An 18,571-nucleotide genomic window follows, 5' to 3' on the forward strand; every position below is an offset into this window, starting at 1 on the left:
CGGCCAGCCCCCGAAACCTCGGCGACATCGTCCGCGCAGCCGTCCACCTCACCCACTTCGAATACCGGTACCTACCGAACCCTCGTTGAGATCACCTCATTGTTCACGATGAAGAACGCTCATCGAAGGTCGGTACGCGTTCGCCAAGGGTCTCGCGCGGTGGGCGACCCCCTTGCCGATGGCAGGTAAGGCCGGAACCACAGATCAAGAAAGCCTGCCGCAGAGGCGGTAAACTTCAAGGTGATCGGCCGTTCCTTCACCGACTAGTCAGCGTCTTTTGCGACTGTGGCGGCGGATCCGGCCGGCGATTGTCGGGCCATAAATTGCCACTAATCCCAGAATCCCGAGACCTAATCCACCGGCGGTTCGCCAGGGGCTAGCTCCGTCGAAGCCCTGAACGAGGCTGGCTAGACCTGTCGTCACACCGAGGGCGGCAGCTGCGTCGTTTCGTATTGCGGTATCCGCGGACGCGGGGGCCGTTGCTGCCTCGCGGTCAGCTTCAGAGCTTTGAGTTGTAGTCGTTGTGCCGGACGAAGTGGGGTCGCCAAGAGCGGCCATCTGTGGCGATGTCGCGCGTGGAGGCCCATTGGTTCCTGGCGAACGGACAGCTCTATAAAGCCCTAAACAGGCTGCTTCGATAATCAAAAAACCTAGAGTCAAGAATAGATAGGTTGCCACTAGTGCTGCTGCGGCCTCATTCGTCAGAAGGCCGTCCTGGTACGGCCCTTCGACTTCTGGCGTGCCTCCATTGACTGCACCAACACACATCGCGAAAACGATGCCCGCAACATTCGCCGAGTGAACCAACCGGCGTCCCTGGCGTCTGGAAAGCCAAAGCTCAATAAGTGCAGACGGGCCGCGTAGTAAAATTGTCACACAAAGTGCACCAGCCACCCCCGCAATTAATGAATCGCCTTCCTGTCTGGCGATACTTGGGGCAATCACCGCAGCCGAGCAAAGTCCGACTACAGCGTTTGTGACGACTAATGACCGAAGCTCGTCGTGCCCGATGGCAACCAAAGTTTCTCCCTGGAGTCGGGGCTAACCAGCGAGGTAATGCGGAACTGTGGCGTCGTCGTGTCGCTCGGTAGCGGGGTGGGAGCCGCGGGTCGTGGTTCCCGATGCACGAACGGGAGCGACTAAGTCGGCAGCGCCGAGCTTCCCCCCGCAGGGACCCCGGGCCGCGTTCGACTGGCAGCGGACAAGGAGACAGGAGTGATCTTCAGCGGCGACACGACGGCCCCTCGATCCCAATGACGAAGTCAGGGCGAAAGGGACGCGGCCTAGGGATTAGCTGAACCGACCGGGAAAACGGCTTCGAAACGGATCTTTGAGGGGTCGTCTTTCCTGTTGGGTGGGAACCGGTCCTCAACCTGCGACGCCTGGGTCACGAGCAAAGGGCACCCAGCCCTATGCGACAACCATTGCCACCTGGGTCCTCTCCGGTTCGTCGATCCTGCCCGCCTCGTAGCCGCTCGGCCATGATCGCCCAATCGGTTTCACCCGATCACGGCTGCGACCTGGCTGCATTTCGGCAGCCAGCCAGCGCGCATCCTGCTGGCAGCGCGGGCTACCCCAAGTCTCCTAGCTTGGTGAGGTTGGTGCGCACCGGCTCGGCTCGGGTCGAGTCTACAGTGGCCGGTAACGTCTACGGTGTAGGCGTGCAGTAGTTCTGCGTGTTCGTGCAGGTCACCCAGGAGGGCCCGTGGCTGGTCTCGGAATGCTTGACCCCGCTTCACAAGTTAGCCAGCCATTCTCCCCGTATCGAATAGCTGTCATAACTAGTGATGGCGTAGACGATTCCCGGATTCTCTGTGCCCTCGGAAATTCGCGAGTTAGGGTGCATTATAAGGTCGGCCCAGAGCAAGTAAGTCATTGGCTTGCCGATTGTCAAGCTGAAGCAATCATCATTGTCGTCCGCTCACTTACGCTTGGGACAACTCAGATGTTTGCCGACATTCGCAACACTGGCTCTCCTTTTCCTCCACCTATCTTGATGCTTTCCGAGGGACCAGTAAATCGCCTGGAGTGCATTACTGCCGGGATTGACCTCATCTACCCGTTAGATGACTTCAGACTTGCCCTAACGCATTTAAGCCATTTTATTCAACGCCGCGACAGCCTATTGGACTTATCTCCGTCGACCGAACTGCCCGGGACGCTAGTTTTCCCCGGCAGAGCAAGGGGCTACGTCAATCGAGGAAAAGCATTTGCAATCGCTTACGCCGATATTGATCGAATGAAGCCGTTCTCCGATACTTACGGACCAATCCGAGCAGGCGAATTGATCCGAACTCTATCCAGCACTTTCGTTGAGGCAATCCAGGCTTCCCCGGGGAAAGCAGACGCTTTTCATATCGGCGGCGATGACTTCTTGATGCTTTGCGACGCGGACGACGTTGTCACTTTATGTAGGCACGTTGTATTGGAATTTGAAATCCGTGCAGATAAGCTCTATGACCCTGTCGATGCGCGCAGGGGCTACGTCGAGTTAACAGATCAAAGGGGACGCCTACACAAAGCCGCGCTCGTAACCTTGTCGATCGGCGTGTCGCCTCATTTCCCGCAGGACCCCTGGATCTTGGATCGGGCCATTGCAGTTGCTTGCGAAATGAAAGGCGTAGCGAAAGGTCAGCCGGGTTCATATATAGCAATCGACAATCGCCATAAGCGAAGAAACTGGTTCACAAATGACTATCACTGAGACCGTGCTCTTGATTGCCGGATCTAGTGCGTTCGGCGCGCTCGTCAGCGGTGGGGTGGCCAAGTTTCAGGCAGCCTCCGACATGCGGCGTCAACGCTATGCCGATATGGTGGAACTGCTCGCAGAGTGGGTCGAATACCCATACCGGATTCGCCGACGTGTCGACGATGCGCCCGAAGTAATTTCCGCCCTGGCGGAACGAGGACATCGCATACAAGAAAAGCTCGCGCAGCATCGAGCCTGGGTCGCCACAGACAGTCGCGTGGTCGCCGAGGCTTTCGATCGTTGTCATAGAAAACTGTCCGTAGAAGTCGGCACGTCCTGTCGGGAAGCCTGGTCTTCACCGCCGATCCGATCCGCGGGAGAGATGAACCTTGGAACTTTTGGTCCTCGATCCGCCGCAGCAGCACTTACGGAAATGAACGCGGTCGTGGCACGTCGGTTTGGTCGCCGTAAGGCGAGACGGGCACGTATCGAGCTGGGTGAATAGCAATTACATCGGCGGACGACGGATTCTGTCAATGATAGTGTGCCGAAAGGGCTACAGGCCCTGCCTTCAGGCATGCGCACATCCCACTTACCACGGTATGTGAACCGACTACGCCCTCCCGACCACGGTCGTGTCGCCAGGGAGCATTGGCGAGCCGTCGGATAAGGACGGCGAACCGATGATGTCTGGCCGCGGCTACCACTGGATCGTGCTGGAGGCCCGCGGCGGGGGTTCAGCGCTTTCACCGAAGGGGCGCATATCCGCGTTGACGCGTTGAAGGACGTGCCCGCAGGTCAGGGGGCAACTGAACAGCGTTCTTCACCTACATCTCGCCCGTCTAGCCGTCGGCGCTGTAGGCGGGGCGGGGTCTGCTTTGGCCTGCGCTCCGCTCGATGGCAACCGGCCCCGACAGTTGGCGTGGCGGAGCGGCCAGAGAATCAGCCGATGAACTGTGCAATTGTTGCGTCGTCGTGGCGCTTGGTACGTGAGTAGCGGACGCCGATCGGATCGTCATTCTCAATTGCTCGAACGTGGGCGAGCAGATCAACCGGACCGACCTTGTCCAAGAGGTCGAGATACTCTGGCCAGGCATAGATCCCCATCTGATCGACCGGTCTGGTCGCACCGTCCGAGATTGCCAGCATTCGGCGCACGTCAGTCCGCGCAAAGGTCCGGGTATGCGCGTAGTCCGCAGCCGCGGGGTTCTCCGCGGCCACCCACCATCCGTCGGGTCGGTTACGGGTAGCGGTCTGACGCGCTACGAGCTGGGCAAGTGCGTCCGCATGCTCCGCAGACCCGAAGTGCATTCCACGGAGCGAGTCAGGCTCGGTGCCGTTCAGCTCTTCGATCGCGAGGTCACAGGTAATCTGTGGGCCGTCGCCTGTCTCAACCACGATGGTTACATCTGAGAGGGCGAGGGTGTCCACCGTCTCTGCGCCTATACGGAGCACGCCTACGGCGGCGCAGGGTGTCCCGGGGTTGGTGAGGTCACAGGTGTCGGCGTGCATCGCTGCCGTGTCGGCGAGTCCTTGGCGGAGTCCCTCGGTAAGCGGCATTTCCGGGGAGGTCACCAGAGCCGCGAGTGTGCGGGTGCCCAGCTGACGCGCGTACCAGGCGACGCCGTGCGAGCACCCGCCGAATGGGATTCCGGCACCGTCGACCACCACTACCAGGTCGGTGGTCGCGATCACGAAGTCTTCGTTGGGTCGTCCCGGTGCGCCATCGGTGGCGATTGCGAACACGTTCGCACCTTCCGTCGGGGGGGTTAGACCGCTGCGGTCTCTAGCCTCTCACGCAACTGCGAGACGGTCGGATATGTGGCCCATCGATCCAGGTAGCCGGCGATGCCGCGCAGATCGACTAGCGTGCGAGACGAGCCCGTGGCCAGCGCGATCGCGAGCGATTCTTCCGCATTGCCGCACGCCTCATCCGGCTGCCCGGCAAGGGCGTAGGCGTGGGCCAACCTGGCGAGGTACTGCCCTCGGTCCCGGTGGTAGTCGGCAGGCAGCGCGTTCAGAACAGCCGTGAATCCGTCGATGGCAGCGCCGGCCCTGCCTAGCTCAAGCTGGCACTTGGCCGTCGAGATGGCCAGGTAGAGAGGCATCTCACAGTAGCGGCCTGCCGACGGATCCCCTTCGTACGCTTCGCCCTCGGAGTCGACCAAGGCCGCTGCGCGCTCCAAGGCATCGTCGACGCCGTTAGGGTTGCCGGCGATGGCGTGGCCCAGGGCCTCGGTCTGCACGGCGATGGCGCGAACGCGGGTCGTTAGCGGGGAATCGCCACGTTGGGCGGCACGAGCGAGTCTTGCGGCGTAGTCACCGTCCCGCGCGCTAACGGCCTGAGCAGCCCGCCGGGTGAGCACGAACGATGCCATCCTGTCGTCGCGGCCGCACTCAGCCCATTCGAGGGCTCGGCGGTACCAGTGTGTAGCCGCGTCGAGTTCGCCAGCGTCCTGGGACAACCACCCCGCAAACTCGGCGTAACCAGCTCCGATGCCCAGGAGGTCGTCTAGCAGCTTCCCGGATGCATTCCGACGGACCTGCTCCACGGTTTCCGCGTATGCCGTGATGACTGGCAAGAGAGCGCGTGGGCCTAGCAGGTTGTCGGCCGTGTAGTGATCGCGGAGTGAGCGCCGCAGGCTCTCCACCAGCTCGGGCGTCGGTGTACGTACGCCGCCGGCGGAGACTCGCTGTCGCGGGATCAGCATCGCCTGTGGCTCGGGGACGATGAGGGTTGGGCGATTGGGCTGCGGTTCTGTCTCATCGAGGAGCTGAACAAAACGAGCGCAAGCGTTGGCATCGGTGCGTTCCAGCGCAGTGTCTAACAGCTCCTGGCTTCTCAACGCCAGCTCGGCGTCCGGTGCGGCTTCCCACTTGACTACACCGCGGCCTGACGCACCCAACATGGCCGCGAAGTCGTCGCCGCTCATCCGTAGCGCGAGCCGGAGCGCGCGGGCGCTCCGGCCACGCCATGTTGCGACGACTGGCAACTCGCACCCCCGGCAGTGATGACAGTAGATCGCAGTGTATCCGCGTGTCCCGGGTGGCCTCGGCGGTCAGAGTGCGCCGCCAGTTCGGTGCGAGTGCTTGACCGGTTCGTGGTTGAAGGGGAGCCGAGGGAGTTGACTGGTCACATCAGCGAAGAACGCCGAACGGAGGGTGCGACATGACATACGTGAGCACGTTACGGTCGGGCCTAGGCGCTGGCGCGGCCCTCCAGGACCGCGACGCGGCTTTCGAGTCGCTGGACAGTAGCCGCGAGGCGGTCCAGTCGGTCCGCGATTCCCGGTGCCGCATCACCTCGGTCGTTCGGGAGCTGCTCGACGTAGACAGCCTTGCCTGGCTGGCCGACTGCCACCCCTTCTGCCTGAAGCTCCTTGACGGCCCCGCGCGCGACGGTGATGGACACGCCGAACTCAGCCATGAGCGCGGTGGTTGACGGGAGCGTCCCTCCGATGGGGTAGGTGCCGTTTTGGATGCGTTCCCGCAGCTCATCTGCGATTCGCATGTACGCCGCCTGCCTGCTCAAGCTGACCCCCAGAGATCCGTAAGCACTATCTGCACCTAGTCCAAGTTCATCACGGAAGTTTTTCGAGGTACAGCTCTTGACAATCCATATGCACCATGAACACCATGTACATATGGAACGCCGGGACATGGAGGACCGCAGTGATTATCGGGAGAAACACCACAGACAGTGCCAGCAGAAAGCGGTTCTACGCCGTGGCTGAAGCCGCCCGACTGCTCGGGCTGTCAGAGCCGACGCTCTACCGCGCCATACGAGGCGGCCAGTTTCCTGCGATCCGGGTGCGTGGCCGTTACGTCGTCCCCGCCGCGGCCATCGATCAGATGGAAGCGGAAGCGCTTGCCCTGGGCGGCGTTGACAGCATCGGCTCGGTGAGCGGCCGCACGGCCTAGCTGCTCGGTGATCAGCCCAAACCGCCCACCGGAAGCCGGGGAAGGCGCTGCAAGACGCGGCGCGCGCCTCGCAGGTCAGGCACTTGTTTATTGAGAACTCAACAGCGTGGGGGCAGTGATCTCCCCGAGTAGCAAAAGGTCACCTTGCGGGGCTCAGGTTCCCGTTGCTCGACTTGTTGTTTGCCCTGCTCATGGGGCTGATCTGGCCCGGTGTTGGTTGCCGGGTGGCGGGCCCTGGCCGGTGTTGACGCACCGGCCGGGGTTCCCGCTGGCCACCCCCAAGTCTGGGGTGGTGGTGCGTGGGTTGGCGTTCGAGCGCCGCCCACGCCTTCTGTTTGATCATTCGAGAGGAACGATCGATGAAGCGCGTTAATCGTACGTCCCACACCCCGCCGATCCCGGTAGTGGTGCTGGTAGATGAGACACAGCAGTACCTCAACGACCCGACCCCGGCCGACCTACAGGCCATCGAGGATGAGTGGCCGCTGATCGTCGCTGAGCTGGCCGTGGTCGACGCTGAGTGCGTCATGGCCCACCGCGAACACCCGACCGAGCTGGACCGCCGCCGGCTGCGGCGCGCTACCGATCAGGTGTTGCGCGTCGCCGTGGACCAGGCGTCGCGGACCAACGTGGTGGTGTCGCTGAGCCAGACCCGGGCCGCCTGATGGCCGCCCGGACCGCCCGACCGCTGCCGCGGTCGACCTGCCTGCCCGCTGACCTGCGGATCGGCGACGAGGTACTCACGCCGTCGCGGCAGTGGGAGCGGGTTACCGACTTGCTGGCTGGTGACCGGTTCACCCGCTCCACACAGGTCATCACCGCTGAGTCCGGCCCGGGCTTTCCGTGGCTACTGACCGCTGGGCATCTGGTCATCGTCCGCCGACCGGTGAGTGTCCCGGCCCAGCGGGCGGCGTGATGGGTCGCATACGAACCCAGTTCCACGACCCGGAAGGCGTCCGGTACGGCATCCCAACCTTCTGGTGGGGAGGCGCTCCGGCTGGCTACGCCACGGTCCGGCAGTTACGCCGCGATGGTCTACGGCCGGCTGGTCAAGACGTTGCCGCTCAGATCCGCTGGCGTGGTGTCGGCGGTGAGCGGGTCGCCTACCTCTACCGGGTGGCGCTAGCCGCGCCGAAGCGAACCGCGACCCCTGCTCAGCGCCGCGCGATCGACGCCGCGCTGGCGGCCCGCCGCACCTGCCGAACCTGCGGCGTGGTGCGCGACTACTACATCCCCCGCTCACTTGGTGAGTGCCTCGACTGTGCTGAAGGAGCCCGCTAATGGCAACGAAGAAACTTCACACCAGCGTCCACGTCGGTGCGTTGACCTACGATGTTGACCTGCCCGCAGGAACGATCGCGGTGAAGGTCGACCCGGACGCCGACCGGACCACGGTGCGGGTGTCGACCATCGACGACATCGGGCAGGCCGCCGACATGGTGACCGGCGCGACGTTCACCGAGACCGCCGGTCGGCTGACGGTGCGGCTGCCGAAGCCCCCCGCCGTCACACACGTCAACGGCGGCTCAATCTCGGTAATCCAGAACCTGGGCATCGTCACAGGGTCGGTGACCGGGGTGGTGATCGACCGGTTCGGCAACGTGCAAGCCGGTGGCGGAACGGCGATCGTGGGAGCGGTAGCGCCGATCGTGGTTGAGGTCACTGTCCCGCCCGGTAGCGGGCTGGTCGCCGCCGGGCAGTCCTGCGACGTCATCGCCGTCGGCCAGCTCCACACAGCGTGGGTGAACACGATGTCCGGGAACGTTCACCTGGACGCGGTGTTCGCACCGGAGGTCAAGTCAATGTCCGGCGATATTCGGGTAGGGCACCTGACCGGGGATGGGCGGTTCTCGACCATGTCCGGCGACATCCACGTCAACGCCGCCGCCCCGGTGAATGTGCGGGCTAGTTCGATGTCGGGGGACGTGACCGTGACCGGCCCGGCCGCCACCGTCCACGCCCGGTCGATGTCCGGCCGAGTCCGCACCCGGGACTGACGGCGGTGCGGCCCCACACGGTGGACCGGCACGTGACCGGAACAACAACCGAGGTAGCCGCCCTACTACGCCGCCACGCCCAAACCGGTGACCTGGTGGCCATGACCGCCCCGAAACCCACGGCTGATGGTCGGGTGTCGTTGACCCTGCGCGCCCGCACCGCCCTGCCAGATGCCGACCCGCCCCGGTTGGCGAGGGCTGTCCCGGCACCGGTCACGAAACCGGCTGGCGGTTCGGCTGGTTGGGTGCGGCCGGCTCTGATCGCGTTCGGTGCCACCGCTGGCCTGGCCATGGTCGGGGCGTTGGTGTGGCTGCTGCACCTGGCCTACCTGTGGATCGCCACCCACCTGGCGCTGCTGATCGGGGCGCTGGTCACCGCCGTGGTGCTGATCGTGGTGGTGCTGCGGCTACTCGGCGGCGGTGGCCGGCACTGCCCCGGCTGCTAACCCACCCCCTTCTGCTTCCCTTTCCCAATTTCTTCTTCCCCTTTGTGGAGGGTGTTTCGTGCTGCCCAACAACAAGATCCCTGAGCATTTGCGGTCGTGGTCGGTGCCGTGGCCGCTGTACATGCCGACGTTCGCTACCCCGCCGGAGCTACAGCCTGGTCCGGGGTTGGATGCCTCGGTCGCGGCTGGCTGGGCTGAACCGGCGTTCTTCCCGGCAGTCAACGACTGGCCGCAACGTCAAGCCGCCGCGCTGATTCCGTTTCAGGTGGTCGGGGGCCGTCCGCGTAACCCGTCCGGCCGCACCGGATACACCGGCCGCCGGTTGGGCCGGTGGGGTGAAAACCAGGCCGCTGACCCGATCGTCACCACCGGCGCCGGAGCCGACCGGCGGGTGCTGCTGATCCGCCGCGACGACTGCGGCCAGTGGGCCATCCCCGGCGGGATGGTCGACCCGGGCGAGACCGTCCCGGCCGCGTTGGTGCGGGAGCTGCGGGAGGAAACCGGCGTTGACCTGGCCGGCTACCGCGCGCAGATCCTGACCACCACCTACGTCGATGACCCGCGCAACACCGACGAGTCGTGGGTGGTGTCGACCGTCGCCCACTACCGCCTACCCGAAACGTCGCCGGCTACCGCTGGCAGTGACGCGTTGGAGGCCCGGTGGTGGCCGTTCGCCGATCTGGACACCCTGCTGGTGGCGGTCGCTGACGGCGGGGGTCGGCTGTATGCGGCGCACCGCCGGCTGCTGGGCCTGTGTGGGGGTGGCCGGTGATGGGCACCCTGACGGGTTGGGCCGGCTGGCTGTCGGCTCACCGTGAGGGCGTTGTGTTGGCCGCCGGGGCCGCAACCGTCCTGCTGCTGGTGGTGGCAGGGGTGGTGCGGCACGCCCGTAGAGGACGCCCGGACCGGTGGGTTGATGGTGTGGCCCTGGTGCTGACGTTGGCGTGGTCGGCCGAAGGCATGTGGGAGGTGTCCACCGGCACCCTGGATTTGGGTGCCGCGTTCGCGGTGCCGGCCCTGTTCGTGTTCACGTCGCTGATGGCATCGGCGATGCTGCGCGCCCAACGCCACCAGCGTGTTCACGGGAACCCGGGCAAGCACGGCCGGTTCGCGTGGGCGGTCGCGGTAGCTGAGGCGTGCGTGGTTTCCCTAGCCGGGGACACCGCCACCGAAGGGGCGCTACGGATCGCGATCCCGCTGCTAGCGGTAGGTCAGTGGTGGCTGGGCATGACCGCCGACGGCACCACCGAGGAACTCGGTCGTACGTCGTGGCGGTGGACACCGCGACGGCTGCTGTTGGCGGTGGGCGCGATCGAGCCGGGCGAGCGGGACGCGGTGACGCTGGATCGGGACCGGTTGATCGCCCGGATGACCCGCATCGAGCACCAACGCCGACACGCCACCAAGAAAACCGCCCGCCGGCACGAACGGCGTCTGGCCCGGCTGTCGCTGACCGCCGACGACGACGTCATCGCCGAAGTCAGGCAACGCGTCGACCGGGCCACCTGGTGGCAGCACCCGGCAGAGCTGGACACCGCCACGCAGGACACCGCCGAACAGGCCGTGACCGCTCTACGCGCCGGGCTGGCCCGCGCCCGAACGTGGGTCGACACCCGTCAACACGCCACTACCGCACAGCCCACCGGACCGGGCACGGGGCAAGACACCGGTTCGGGCACGTCGGCGGGCCTGCCGGCAGATGCCGGCACCAACCCTGCCGTGCCTGCCGGCGTGGTGGCGGCGTCTTCGGTGCGGGTGCCGCCGGCACGGCGGGTCCAAACCCGGTCGGAATCGGCGCAGAAAGTGGCCCGTGCCGCCGCCAAGTTGCCGGCAGGCACCCCGGCGCAGATCGCCGCCAAAGCCGGTGTCTCCGAACGCACCGCCCGCCGCTACCTGCCTACCCCGCCGCCGGCACCAACCGACACGGCACCAGCAGAAACACCCAACAAAACGACCGCCATCGGGGAGTCGATGGAGGTCGCCGCATGACCGACACCCTGACCGCTGGTGCCGGCATTACGGTTCCGGACCGCCCATTTCGACATGAGGAGTCTGTGTTGAACGCCCACAAGAACCGGCGCGCGGTTATGGCCGAACTGTTGTTGCTGGCCAACCCGAGCGCCGTATATGTCCATACCCCTGGGGTGTCGCTGTCGGTGACCTTCGACAGCATCGGTGAGCTGAAGTCGTGGCTGGATCTGGCCGGACTCAACGACCCGGAGATGCTGACCGGGGAGCACGACGGTACGACCGACGACGGCCGCGCCTACCGGTCGATGAACGCCTACCCGACGTGGCATGGCTGGGAGTTCTACGCCAACGCCACCGACTACACCGACAACACCGCGCAGCTCGACACGGCCACCATCGAGCAACTCACCGCCCTGACGGCTGCCTGATCGCCGGCGGACCTTGGCCCCACTGCGGGTGCGACCGTTGCGGCGCGCCCGCAGTGGGCTGCCGCCGCGCCGCCTACGGCTGCCGTGGGTGGGGCGTTGAGCGACGAACCGCCGTTCTGATCTGACTGGTTGGAGAGCTGATGAAATCCAAGTTGTTCGGCCTGATCGCTGTTGTGGTGGGCGGGTTTTACCTGTTTAACAACCCCACCGGGGCCGCCGGAACCGTGAAGTCGATTGTCGAGGCGGTCGGAACGTTCCTAGGGGCGCTCACCCACTGAAACACCCCATTCTTTGACTGAGAGGACTTGTTATGTGTCGCAGTAAAGCCAATGGCGGACGTCGCTGCTCCGGGGCCGGTGGCCACAGCGCAGGCGTCACCAGCAACGACACCACCCCCGAGCCGGTGATCACCCCGGACCCGGTAACCACCCCGGACCCGGTGGCCGCACCGGACGCGGTGGCTGTGCCGGAGGGGGTGCGGGGGCCGGTGGTGGTGGACCGCAATCACGGCACGGTGATCGAACGCCTTGAGGGGACCATCCACATCGACCGCATTGGCACCCCCGCCCCCGCCAACCCGGCCGGGCAGGTTCCGTCCCAGCGTCCGGCTGGGGCCGGCAACGGGGAGAGCGTGACTGTCCGCGACGCCGACGGCAACGTGCGGATCACGGTCGGTCAAAACTTCGGTGAGGTCATCACCCACCTCGACGGCAACACGCACATGGCCACGCTCGGGAACCTGCACGGTATGACGTTCACCCCGTCGCCCGAGAACTGATTACGCCCGGCGGCGCAGCCCACCGGCTACCAACCTGTGCTGCGCCGCCGGCTCAACCCCTTATGACGGGACCTCAACCATGCGGTTGGGGTCCCGCCCCCTTTTGAGGTGAGGACTTCCCATGCTGTCAGATCCACACACTGAGCTTGCTGCCATCGGCGGGGTGTTCGCGGCGTTGTTCGCCGCCCACCAGGTCGGTGACTACTGGGTCCAGACCGACCACCAGGCCGTCACTAAGGCCCGACCGGGGTGGGTGGGCCGGTTGGCCTGCGCCACCCACGTGACCACCTACACGCTCACGGCGTGTGTGGCGTTGGTGTTCCTGGCCGCCGCGACCGGGTGGCGACCCGACGTCGATTCCGCGGTGACCGGCCTGCTGATTTCAGCGGTCAGTCACTACGTCGCCGACCGGCGCGCGGTGGTCGCGTGGTTGGTCGAGCACGCCAACCTTGCCCGTTTCTACGTGTTGGGCGCGCCGCGTCCAGACCGTGATGACAACCCCACGTTGGGGACGGGGGCGCATGCCCTGGACCAGTCCTGGCACATCGGGTGGTTGTTCCTGTCCGCCTTGTTCATCGCCGCCTGACGTTGGAGGGCAGACACTGTGAGCACCCCTGATCCGAACGCTGAGGACTTTGACTGGATCGCCGCTGAGTCTGACTTGGGCGAGGTGGTCGATCTGGAGGCCGCGCGGCAGCGCCGCGACAACGCGACTGTTGTCCCGTCTGAGGTGCCGAACGATGCGGTGCCGGGGCCTACCGGGCCGGCGGGAGATGCCGGGCAGGAGGTGTTGGAAGGCGAGGTCGTGGCTGCGAAGGTCACGGACGCGCCGCCGGAGTTGAAGCAGTGGGTATGGGCGGTCGGGTGGAAGCACAAGACCCGCCGCTTGTGGACCTACAAGTACCGGCATGCGTGGAACACGATCGTGGTGCTCGGCGCGTGGGGTGTGCGCGCGTCGGGCTGGTGGTTTCGGGGGATCGCCCGATCGGTCAACGACTTCTTCAACTACGTCGACGACCGTCAGGCCCTCACCATCGCCGACCAGACGGCCGGCGCTGTCGACGGTAAAGCGGATGTGGACGCGTGGCTCAAGGCCCGCGCTGAGCGGCATCGGGAGGTCAAGGACCGCCGCAGGGTGGTCCGTACCCGGACTATCTTGCCGCTGGCCTGTTTGGTCGGGCTGGTTGGTTTGCTGATCTGGCTCGGCCGGGGCGACATGATCCGCAGCAATCTCGGGCACGCCGCCCTGGCCGGGTGGGTGGGGTTGGGGTGCTGGCTGGTCTGGTACGGCCGGGCACGCACCGCGCCGTTCTTCCCGCAGTTCCGGGAGCCGTCCCCGTATCCGCCGGTCACCAACGACACCATCACCGGCGCGTTGCTGGCCACCGGCATCACCCAGTTCCGGGAGGTCGTGAAGGCCGGACACTCCCCGGTCGATGTCATCTTCCGCGACGACGCCGCGGGCGGGAAGATCGCCGAAACGCACCCGATCCCCGGTGTGACCACGCAGATGGTGATGGCTAAGTCCATCGTCATCGCCGGTGGTCTCAAACGCCCACCCGCGATGGTGCACCTGTCGCAGGCCCCCACCGGGGTCCCCGGACACGTCGAGATCCTGGTGTTGGACATCGACCCCGGGCAGACCAAACCCAAACGGTTCGCCTACCTCGGCAAACCGGTCAACGTCGGCGCGCCGTGCACCATCGGCTACGACCCACGCAACCGCCCCGTGCGGTGGCCGCTGCCCGGGGCGAACGGCATCACCACCGGCACCCCCGGCTCAGGCAAAACCGCCTACCTGATCGGATTGGCGTGCCTGGGCTGCGCCGACGTCGACGGCGCTCAAATAGCGATCTTCGACTTCAAGGGCATGGGCGACTACGCCGAACTAGAACCGGTCTGCTTCGCCTACGGCGCGGACGCCGACCCCACCGAAACCGCACGCATGCTGGTCGGGTTCCTCACCACCCTCAAACGGGAGATCATCCGCCGCCGTCAAGTCCTCACCGACCTGAAGAAAATCGGCTCCGAGCTGCTGGACAACAACGCCGCCGCCCTCACCGACCGGCTCGCCCGCTCCAAGAAACACAACATGCCATGGATCCTGGTCATCATCGACGAAATCCACGAAGGTCTCGGCGACCCGATCCACGGCAAAGACATCGCCGCCCTGCTCACAGACCTGATGAAGATCGGCCGGGCGTGCGGCATCCACGTCGAGATCGCCTCGCAGCGCACCGACACCGACTCCATCCCAACCTCGATCAGCTCCCTGCCGATCGTGCGAGTCGCGTTCCACCAAAACGGGCAACCCGGCAACGACATGATCCTGGGCACCGGAGCCTACAAACGCGGCGTCGACGCGACCGCGTTCCGCCGCGGCGCGGCCGGCACCGCCGCCGACGACCGAGGCTCCTGCTGGTACATCGGCTCCGAAGGCGGCGAACCCGTCCGAGTACGCACCACATTCGTGCTCCCCGACGTCAAACGGATCGTCGCGTCCGCGCTGACCGAACGCACCAAAGCGGGGACATTGATCGGGGCGGCGGCAGGCATCGTCGAGCAAACCCAAACCACACCCGCCTACAGCGCCCTCGACGACGTACGCGCGGTGTTCATCGGCGACGACATCGCCCTGCACGGCGACGTCATCTACGCCCGGGTCAACACCCGCCACCCCGGCCGGTGGAAATCACAAGCCGCCCTGATGGCCGCGGTGAAAGCCGAAGCGCCAGGCTGGAAAACACCCACCGTCGACGTTGGGCAGATCCGCCCAGCCGACGCCCCCGTCGACGCCGGGATCGAAAAGACCCGCAAAGGCATCCGCCTCAACCACCTCGAAGCCGCCATCACCGAGCGTGACAACAAACGGGGCAACTAGCACCCCACGGCCGGGCTGAGACAGGCCCGGCCGGACCCCCGCCACGACTAGATCGGACCGCGAGGCCTAGCGGGTGCCCCCGCGAGGCCTCGCGGGTCCGCTAGCCCCCACCCTCGCCCCCCAACCACACCACCACCAGCCGACTCGCTCCTAGCGCCCGGCACGACCCCGCACACCCAAAAACCGGCCCGGAGGCCCTCATGAGCACCCCCACCCACAACCCGCTATGGGCAATGTTCACCCTGCTCACCGCCCTGCTCTGGCTACCCGCCCGGACCACCCCCGGACTCACACTGATCACTGTCGGTAGCCTCGCCGGTCTCCTCGGACACCCCTGGTGGGGCCTGACCGCCGCCATCCTCGGCGCGATGGTCTACGCCCAACAGTGCTCCCGCACCCCCTACGCCCGCTGCCCGCGATGCAAAGGAACCGGCCACCACCACACCCGCCGCAACAAAGCCTGCCGCCCATGCCGAGGCAAAGGCGTGCGAATGCGATGGGGACGCGCAGTGATGAACACCTACCGCCGCGCCACCTACACCGCCCCCACCGCCCCCCGCCCCGCCCCGGCCCGGCCGTTCACCCCGAACAGCTACGCCGACGCCCTACGCGACAACGCCGATGGCAAGTGACCCAGTGATCACCACCCAGACGATGACCCGCATCACCCGGAGCGCGCCCGAGTCCGCGCCCTGGGCAACGCCGTCGTCCCCCAGGTCGCCGAAGCGATCGGCCGCCTGATCGATGACGACCACAACGCCGAACGGCACCGCCATCTACAACCTGCGCGAAAGGAGATCGATCATGGGTGACCTACTCGACGCCGCGCTGACCGCCGCCGGCCGTGGTTGGTACGTCTTCCCGCTTCGGCCTGGGGATAAGCGGCCCGCCTTTCCCGGGCACTCCGCGGCCGGGTGTGACCTGTCGGATCGGTGGTGTCGACTCCACGATGGGCACGTCGGTTGGCAGGACCGGGCCACTATCGACCCGGACCGGATTCGGCGGGCGTGGTCGGCCCGCCCGTACAACGTGGGGATTGCGTGCGGGCCGTCCGGGCTGCTGGTGGTGGACCTCGACCAGCCCAAACCAGGCGACGACGCGGCACCGGGAACCGTAGCGTTCGCGGCCGTGGCCGCGGGTCGGCCGGGGCCGGCCACGTTCACGGTGACGACCGGGCGTGGCGGCACCCACCTGTATTACCGGCAACCTGCCGGGCCGGGGCTGCGTAACAGTGCTGGGGTGCTGGCTCGGCTGGTCGACACCCGCGGCCACGGCGGGTACGTCGTCGCGGCCGGCTCGGTGGTCAACGGCAACCCCTACACCGCCACCGGGGCGGGCGACGTTGCCGAGCTGCCCGGGTGGCTGGTCGACCGGCTCCGGCCTGCGTCAACGCCGGCTTCTGGTCCGGTGCGAGTCGCTCTGGCCGCGCACGACCGGCAGAGCAGGTATGTTGCCGCCGCGGTGCGGCGGCAGCTCACCCACCTTTCTGGCGCTGCCCAAGGGCAGCGCAATCACGCCCTGTTCGTCTCGGCGGTCGCGTTGGGTCAGTTGGTCGCCGGTGGCGCACTACCGGAACACGACGCGCGGGTGCTGCTGGAAGGCGCGGCACGCGCGGTCGGGCTGGGTGAGTCGGAGACGGTTCGGACGGTCGCCTCTGGTCTGCGGGTCGGTGCCATGCGTCCCCGGGCGGTGGCCGCGTGAGCGCCCCGCGTCGGTTGGAGATCGGGTCCGGTCCCGAATCGATCCGTGTGGTGAAGAAAGCCCTGGTCGATGGCATCCTCCCGGATACCTACGTGTCGGCTGGGTCGCTGGTCCACATGGAAGAGGTGTCCGGTGGTCTGGCCAGCGTGGCGGCGGATGAGGATTCGCCGCTGCCTGTTTCAGCATCGACGGTCACCCCGCCGGTGCTGGCGGGGCTGCTGGCCGGGCACGCCTACGTGTACCGGATGCGGGCGCGTAAGAACGAGGGCGGCAGCGTCGAAACGTATGAGGAGGAGATGACCCCGCCGCGGGAAACCCTGTCGGCTGTGCTGGCCGGTAAGACGTGGCCGGGCGTGCCGCCGCTGCGGGGGGTGATCGGTGCGCCGGTGCTGCGTCGTGACGGGACGCTGTTGCAAAAGCCCGGTTACGACCCGGCCACCGGCCTGTATCTGGCCGCGAAGGTGGCGCTGCCGCCCGTGCCGGACCGGCCGACGCCTGAGCAGGTGGGCGAGGCGCGTCAGTTTCTGCTGCGCCGGTTCCTGCGCGACTTCCCTTGGTCGACACCGGCGGACCGGGCCAACTACGTGGCGTTGTTGGCTACGCCGATTCTGCGGCACTACACCCGCAGCCTGACGCCGTTCGGGGTCATCGACGCGACCATGCCCGCCTCCGGCAAAACGATCCTGACCGCAGGCCCCGGGATGCTCTACGGGCAGCGAGTGCTGCCCTGGACGTACAGCGAGGAAGAGCTACGCAAGTCCATCACCGCCGTGTTGGCCGAGCAGGTCGGGGTGGTCATCTTCGACAACCTCGCCGAAGGCACCGTCATCGACTCCGCGATCCTCGCCCAGCTCGTCACCGGCGGAGTGTGGTCCGACCGGCAACTGGGCTCATCACGCACCCTCGCCGTGGTCAACGACCGGCTGTGGATGGCCACCGGCAACAACCTGCAAGTCGGCGGGGACATGGCCTCCCGAACCGTCCGCGTCCACCTCGACCCCAACATGCCCCGACCCGAGGAACGCGACCAGTCCGGATTCGGCATCCCGCACCTCGACCAGTGGATCACCGTCCCGGCCAACCAACTCACCGTGCTGTGGCACCTGCTGGTCCTGGTCCTGGACTGGACCGGGGCGGGCGCGCCCAAGGAGATGAACCTGTCCATGCGCCAGTTCACCCCCTGGGCGCAAGCCCTCGGCGGGTTCCTCGCCCACCACAACATCAGCGGGTTCCTCACCAACACCGATGAGGTCCGCGGGGTTGACGAAGACGAAGTGCGGTGGCGGGCGTTCCTCGGCTGCTGGCACGACCGCCACGGCGACCGCCGCATGACCGCATCCGAACTACGCGTCGACGCCGAACCCGACTTCGGCGGCGGCCGGGAGATCGACCGATGGGAAGGGCAGTTCATCACCACACCCAGCGGACGACTCCCCAACGCCCTCGGACTCGGCCGGCTGCTGACCGGGCAGATCGGCCGGTGGCGAGGCCCCTACGTGCTGCGGCAGGCAAAGAACGAACGCGGCGACCGCAACGTGTTCTGGGTCGACAAACCCGCCACCGGACCAACCGCTGAAGAAAACCGCTGAACCATCTCCGCAACTCCGCAACTCCGCAAACCGCCCCTTGAGCTGCGGAAACTCTTGCGGAGATAGAAACAGTGACGATCTTCCATCTCCGCAACTCCGCACGATCTTGAACCCGAAACTGCGGAGATGCGGAGATGGAACATCATCGATCCCACCATCTCCGCACACAA

Annotated in this window: 22 protein-coding genes; 17 read left to right on the forward strand and 5 right to left on the reverse strand. The window is 66.2% G+C overall.

The genetic code is table 11. The features are described 5' to 3' along the window. Positions 1 to 1,840: 1,840 nt before the first annotated feature. Positions 1,841 to 2,704, forward strand: coding sequence for a nucleotidyl cyclase domain-containing protein (locus tag ABD287_RS06690; protein ID WP_344169912.1), 864 nt, complete (start codon positions 1,841 to 1,843; stop codon positions 2,702 to 2,704). Here ABD287_RS06690 and ABD287_RS06695 read toward each other — a convergent pair. The 4 genes from ABD287_RS06695 to ABD287_RS06710 form a co-directional block, all read right to left on the reverse strand. Beyond that, positions 2,685 to 2,996 carry a hypothetical protein gene (locus ABD287_RS06695; RefSeq protein WP_344169916.1) on the reverse strand — a complete coding sequence of 104 codons (312 nt, stop codon included), beginning with the start codon at positions 2,994 to 2,996 and terminating at the stop codon, positions 2,685 to 2,687. The genes ABD287_RS06690 and ABD287_RS06695 overlap by 20 nt on opposite strands. 635 nt (positions 2,997 to 3,631) lie before the next feature. Continuing rightward, positions 3,632 to 4,435, reverse strand: coding sequence for a hypothetical protein (locus ABD287_RS06700; protein ID WP_344169919.1), 804 nt, complete (start codon positions 4,433 to 4,435; stop codon positions 3,632 to 3,634). A 23-nt stretch (positions 4,436 to 4,458) separates the two neighbouring features. Then, positions 4,459 to 5,622 carry an NsdA family TPR-like regulatory protein gene (locus tag ABD287_RS06705; RefSeq protein ID WP_344169921.1) on the reverse strand — a complete coding sequence of 388 codons (1,164 nt, stop codon included), beginning with the start codon at positions 5,620 to 5,622 and terminating at the stop codon, positions 4,459 to 4,461. Positions 5,623 to 5,888: 266 nt separating this feature from the next. After that, positions 5,889 to 6,200 (reverse strand): winged helix-turn-helix domain-containing protein, encoded by a 312-nt coding sequence (locus tag ABD287_RS06710; RefSeq protein ID WP_344169923.1) that lies wholly within the window; start codon positions 6,198 to 6,200, stop codon positions 5,889 to 5,891. 125 nt (positions 6,201 to 6,325) lie between these two features. Between ABD287_RS06710 and ABD287_RS06715 the strand changes: the two genes are divergently transcribed. From ABD287_RS06715 to ABD287_RS06780, 14 genes are all read left to right on the forward strand, one after another. Continuing rightward, on the forward strand, positions 6,326 to 6,610 hold the full coding sequence (locus ABD287_RS06715; protein WP_344169926.1) for a helix-turn-helix domain-containing protein: 285 nt from the start codon (positions 6,326 to 6,328) through the stop codon (positions 6,608 to 6,610). Between the two features lie 359 nt (positions 6,611 to 6,969). Continuing rightward, positions 6,970 to 7,275: a DUF6284 family protein gene (locus ABD287_RS06720; protein ID WP_344169929.1), complete on the forward strand. Its 306-nt coding sequence runs from the start codon at positions 6,970 to 6,972 to the stop codon at positions 7,273 to 7,275. Continuing rightward, the gene (locus ABD287_RS06725; protein ID WP_344169932.1) at positions 7,275 to 7,526 is read left to right on the forward strand and encodes a hypothetical protein; all 252 of its coding nucleotides are present in this window, start codon (positions 7,275 to 7,277) and stop codon (positions 7,524 to 7,526) included. Before ABD287_RS06720 ends, ABD287_RS06725 begins: the two co-directional genes overlap by 1 nt. Beyond that, on the forward strand, positions 7,526 to 7,891 hold the full coding sequence (locus ABD287_RS06730; RefSeq protein WP_344169935.1) for an RRQRL motif-containing zinc-binding protein: 366 nt from the start codon (positions 7,526 to 7,528) through the stop codon (positions 7,889 to 7,891). The genes ABD287_RS06725 and ABD287_RS06730 overlap by 1 nt, the downstream gene beginning before the upstream one ends. Then, positions 7,891 to 8,607 (forward strand): DUF4097 family beta strand repeat-containing protein, encoded by a 717-nt coding sequence (locus ABD287_RS06735; protein WP_344169937.1) that lies wholly within the window; start codon positions 7,891 to 7,893, stop codon positions 8,605 to 8,607. Before ABD287_RS06730 ends, ABD287_RS06735 begins: the two co-directional genes overlap by 1 nt. A gap of 32 nt (positions 8,608 to 8,639) precedes the next feature. Continuing rightward, positions 8,640 to 9,053: a hypothetical protein gene (locus ABD287_RS06740; RefSeq protein WP_344169940.1), complete on the forward strand. Its 414-nt coding sequence runs from the start codon at positions 8,640 to 8,642 to the stop codon at positions 9,051 to 9,053. Between the two features lie 58 nt (positions 9,054 to 9,111). Beyond that, positions 9,112 to 9,825, forward strand: a complete 714-nt coding sequence (locus ABD287_RS06745) for an NUDIX domain-containing protein (RefSeq protein ID WP_344169943.1) — start codon at positions 9,112 to 9,114, stop codon at positions 9,823 to 9,825. Next, positions 9,825 to 11,042: a hypothetical protein gene (locus ABD287_RS06750; protein WP_344169946.1), complete on the forward strand. Its 1,218-nt coding sequence runs from the start codon at positions 9,825 to 9,827 to the stop codon at positions 11,040 to 11,042. The genes ABD287_RS06745 and ABD287_RS06750 overlap by 1 nt, the downstream gene beginning before the upstream one ends. A 98-nt stretch (positions 11,043 to 11,140) precedes the next feature. Beyond that, positions 11,141 to 11,452, forward strand: a complete 312-nt coding sequence (locus tag ABD287_RS06755) for a hypothetical protein (RefSeq protein WP_344170941.1) — start codon at positions 11,141 to 11,143, stop codon at positions 11,450 to 11,452. A 140-nt stretch (positions 11,453 to 11,592) separates the two neighbouring features. Beyond that, positions 11,593 to 11,730: a hypothetical protein gene (locus ABD287_RS06760; protein WP_344169949.1), complete on the forward strand. Its 138-nt coding sequence runs from the start codon at positions 11,593 to 11,595 to the stop codon at positions 11,728 to 11,730. A gap of 32 nt (positions 11,731 to 11,762) precedes the next feature. Beyond that, complete coding sequence (locus ABD287_RS06765; protein WP_344169952.1) at positions 11,763 to 12,230, forward strand: hypothetical protein; 468 nt, start codon at positions 11,763 to 11,765, stop codon at positions 12,228 to 12,230. Between the two features lie 121 nt (positions 12,231 to 12,351). Then, entirely contained in the window at positions 12,352 to 12,816 is a 465-nt protein-coding gene (locus tag ABD287_RS06770) for a DUF3307 domain-containing protein (RefSeq protein ID WP_344169955.1), read from the forward strand. A gap of 18 nt (positions 12,817 to 12,834) precedes the next feature. Next, entirely contained in the window at positions 12,835 to 15,111 is a 2,277-nt protein-coding gene (locus tag ABD287_RS06775; protein WP_344169958.1) for a hypothetical protein, read from the forward strand. Between the two features lie 200 nt (positions 15,112 to 15,311). Then, on the forward strand, positions 15,312 to 15,743 hold the full coding sequence (locus tag ABD287_RS06780; protein WP_344169961.1) for a hypothetical protein: 432 nt from the start codon (positions 15,312 to 15,314) through the stop codon (positions 15,741 to 15,743). Here ABD287_RS06780 and ABD287_RS06785 read toward each other — a convergent pair. Continuing rightward, complete coding sequence (locus ABD287_RS06785; RefSeq protein WP_344169964.1) at positions 15,717 to 15,887, reverse strand: hypothetical protein; 171 nt, start codon at positions 15,885 to 15,887, stop codon at positions 15,717 to 15,719. The genes ABD287_RS06780 and ABD287_RS06785 overlap by 27 nt on opposite strands. Before the next feature lie 28 nt (positions 15,888 to 15,915). Between ABD287_RS06785 and ABD287_RS06790 the strand changes: the two genes are divergently transcribed. Both ABD287_RS06790 and ABD287_RS06795 read left to right on the forward strand, forming a co-directional pair. Further along, positions 15,916 to 16,812: a bifunctional DNA primase/polymerase gene (locus ABD287_RS06790; RefSeq protein ID WP_344169967.1), complete on the forward strand. Its 897-nt coding sequence runs from the start codon at positions 15,916 to 15,918 to the stop codon at positions 16,810 to 16,812. Further along, positions 16,809 to 18,401 carry a hypothetical protein gene (locus ABD287_RS06795; RefSeq protein ID WP_344169970.1) on the forward strand — a complete coding sequence of 531 codons (1,593 nt, stop codon included), beginning with the start codon at positions 16,809 to 16,811 and terminating at the stop codon, positions 18,399 to 18,401. The genes ABD287_RS06790 and ABD287_RS06795 overlap by 4 nt, the downstream gene beginning before the upstream one ends. The last annotated feature ends 170 nt before the right edge of the window (positions 18,402 to 18,571 follow it).

The organism is Pilimelia columellifera subsp. columellifera (assembly GCF_039532605.1).
GTDB classification, from domain to species: Bacteria; Actinomycetota; Actinomycetes; order Mycobacteriales; family Micromonosporaceae; genus Pilimelia; species Pilimelia columellifera.

Excerpts from the sequence above, each read along its gene's own strand:
- ABD287_RS06765 (WP_344169952.1), top strand. The coding sequence starts at position 11,763 with ATGTGTCGCAGTAAAGCCAATGGCGGACGTCGCTGCTCCGGGGCCGGT.
- ABD287_RS06785 (WP_344169964.1), bottom strand. The coding sequence starts at position 15,887 with ATGGCGGTGCCGTTCGGCGTTGTGGTCGTCATCGATCAGGCGGCCGAT.
- ABD287_RS06790 (WP_344169967.1), top strand. The coding sequence starts at position 15,916 with ATGGGTGACCTACTCGACGCCGCGCTGACCGCCGCCGGCCGTGGTTGG.
- ABD287_RS06770 (WP_344169955.1), top strand. The coding sequence starts at position 12,352 with ATGCTGTCAGATCCACACACTGAGCTTGCTGCCATCGGCGGGGTGTTC.
- ABD287_RS06730 (WP_344169935.1), top strand. The coding sequence starts at position 7,526 with ATGGGTCGCATACGAACCCAGTTCCACGACCCGGAAGGCGTCCGGTAC.
- ABD287_RS06725 (WP_344169932.1), top strand. The coding sequence starts at position 7,275 with ATGGCCGCCCGGACCGCCCGACCGCTGCCGCGGTCGACCTGCCTGCCC.
- ABD287_RS06750 (WP_344169946.1), top strand. The coding sequence starts at position 9,825 with ATGGGCACCCTGACGGGTTGGGCCGGCTGGCTGTCGGCTCACCGTGAG.
- ABD287_RS06755 (WP_344170941.1), top strand. The coding sequence starts at position 11,141 with ATGGCCGAACTGTTGTTGCTGGCCAACCCGAGCGCCGTATATGTCCAT.
- ABD287_RS06735 (WP_344169937.1), top strand. The coding sequence starts at position 7,891 with ATGGCAACGAAGAAACTTCACACCAGCGTCCACGTCGGTGCGTTGACC.
- ABD287_RS06720 (WP_344169929.1), top strand. The coding sequence starts at position 6,970 with ATGAAGCGCGTTAATCGTACGTCCCACACCCCGCCGATCCCGGTAGTG.
- ABD287_RS06695 (WP_344169916.1), bottom strand. The coding sequence starts at position 2,996 with ATGACAACGATCGAAAGCCTCGGCGACCACGCGACTGTCTGTGGCGAC.
- ABD287_RS06760 (WP_344169949.1), top strand. The coding sequence starts at position 11,593 with ATGAAATCCAAGTTGTTCGGCCTGATCGCTGTTGTGGTGGGCGGGTTT.
- ABD287_RS06715 (WP_344169926.1), top strand. The coding sequence starts at position 6,326 with ATGTACATATGGAACGCCGGGACATGGAGGACCGCAGTGATTATCGGG.
- ABD287_RS06705 (WP_344169921.1), bottom strand. The coding sequence starts at position 5,622 with ATGAGCGGCGACGACTTCGCGGCCATGTTGGGTGCGTCAGGCCGCGGT.
- ABD287_RS06710 (WP_344169923.1), bottom strand. The coding sequence starts at position 6,200 with ATGCGAATCGCAGATGAGCTGCGGGAACGCATCCAAAACGGCACCTAC.
- ABD287_RS06780 (WP_344169961.1), top strand. The coding sequence starts at position 15,312 with ATGAGCACCCCCACCCACAACCCGCTATGGGCAATGTTCACCCTGCTC.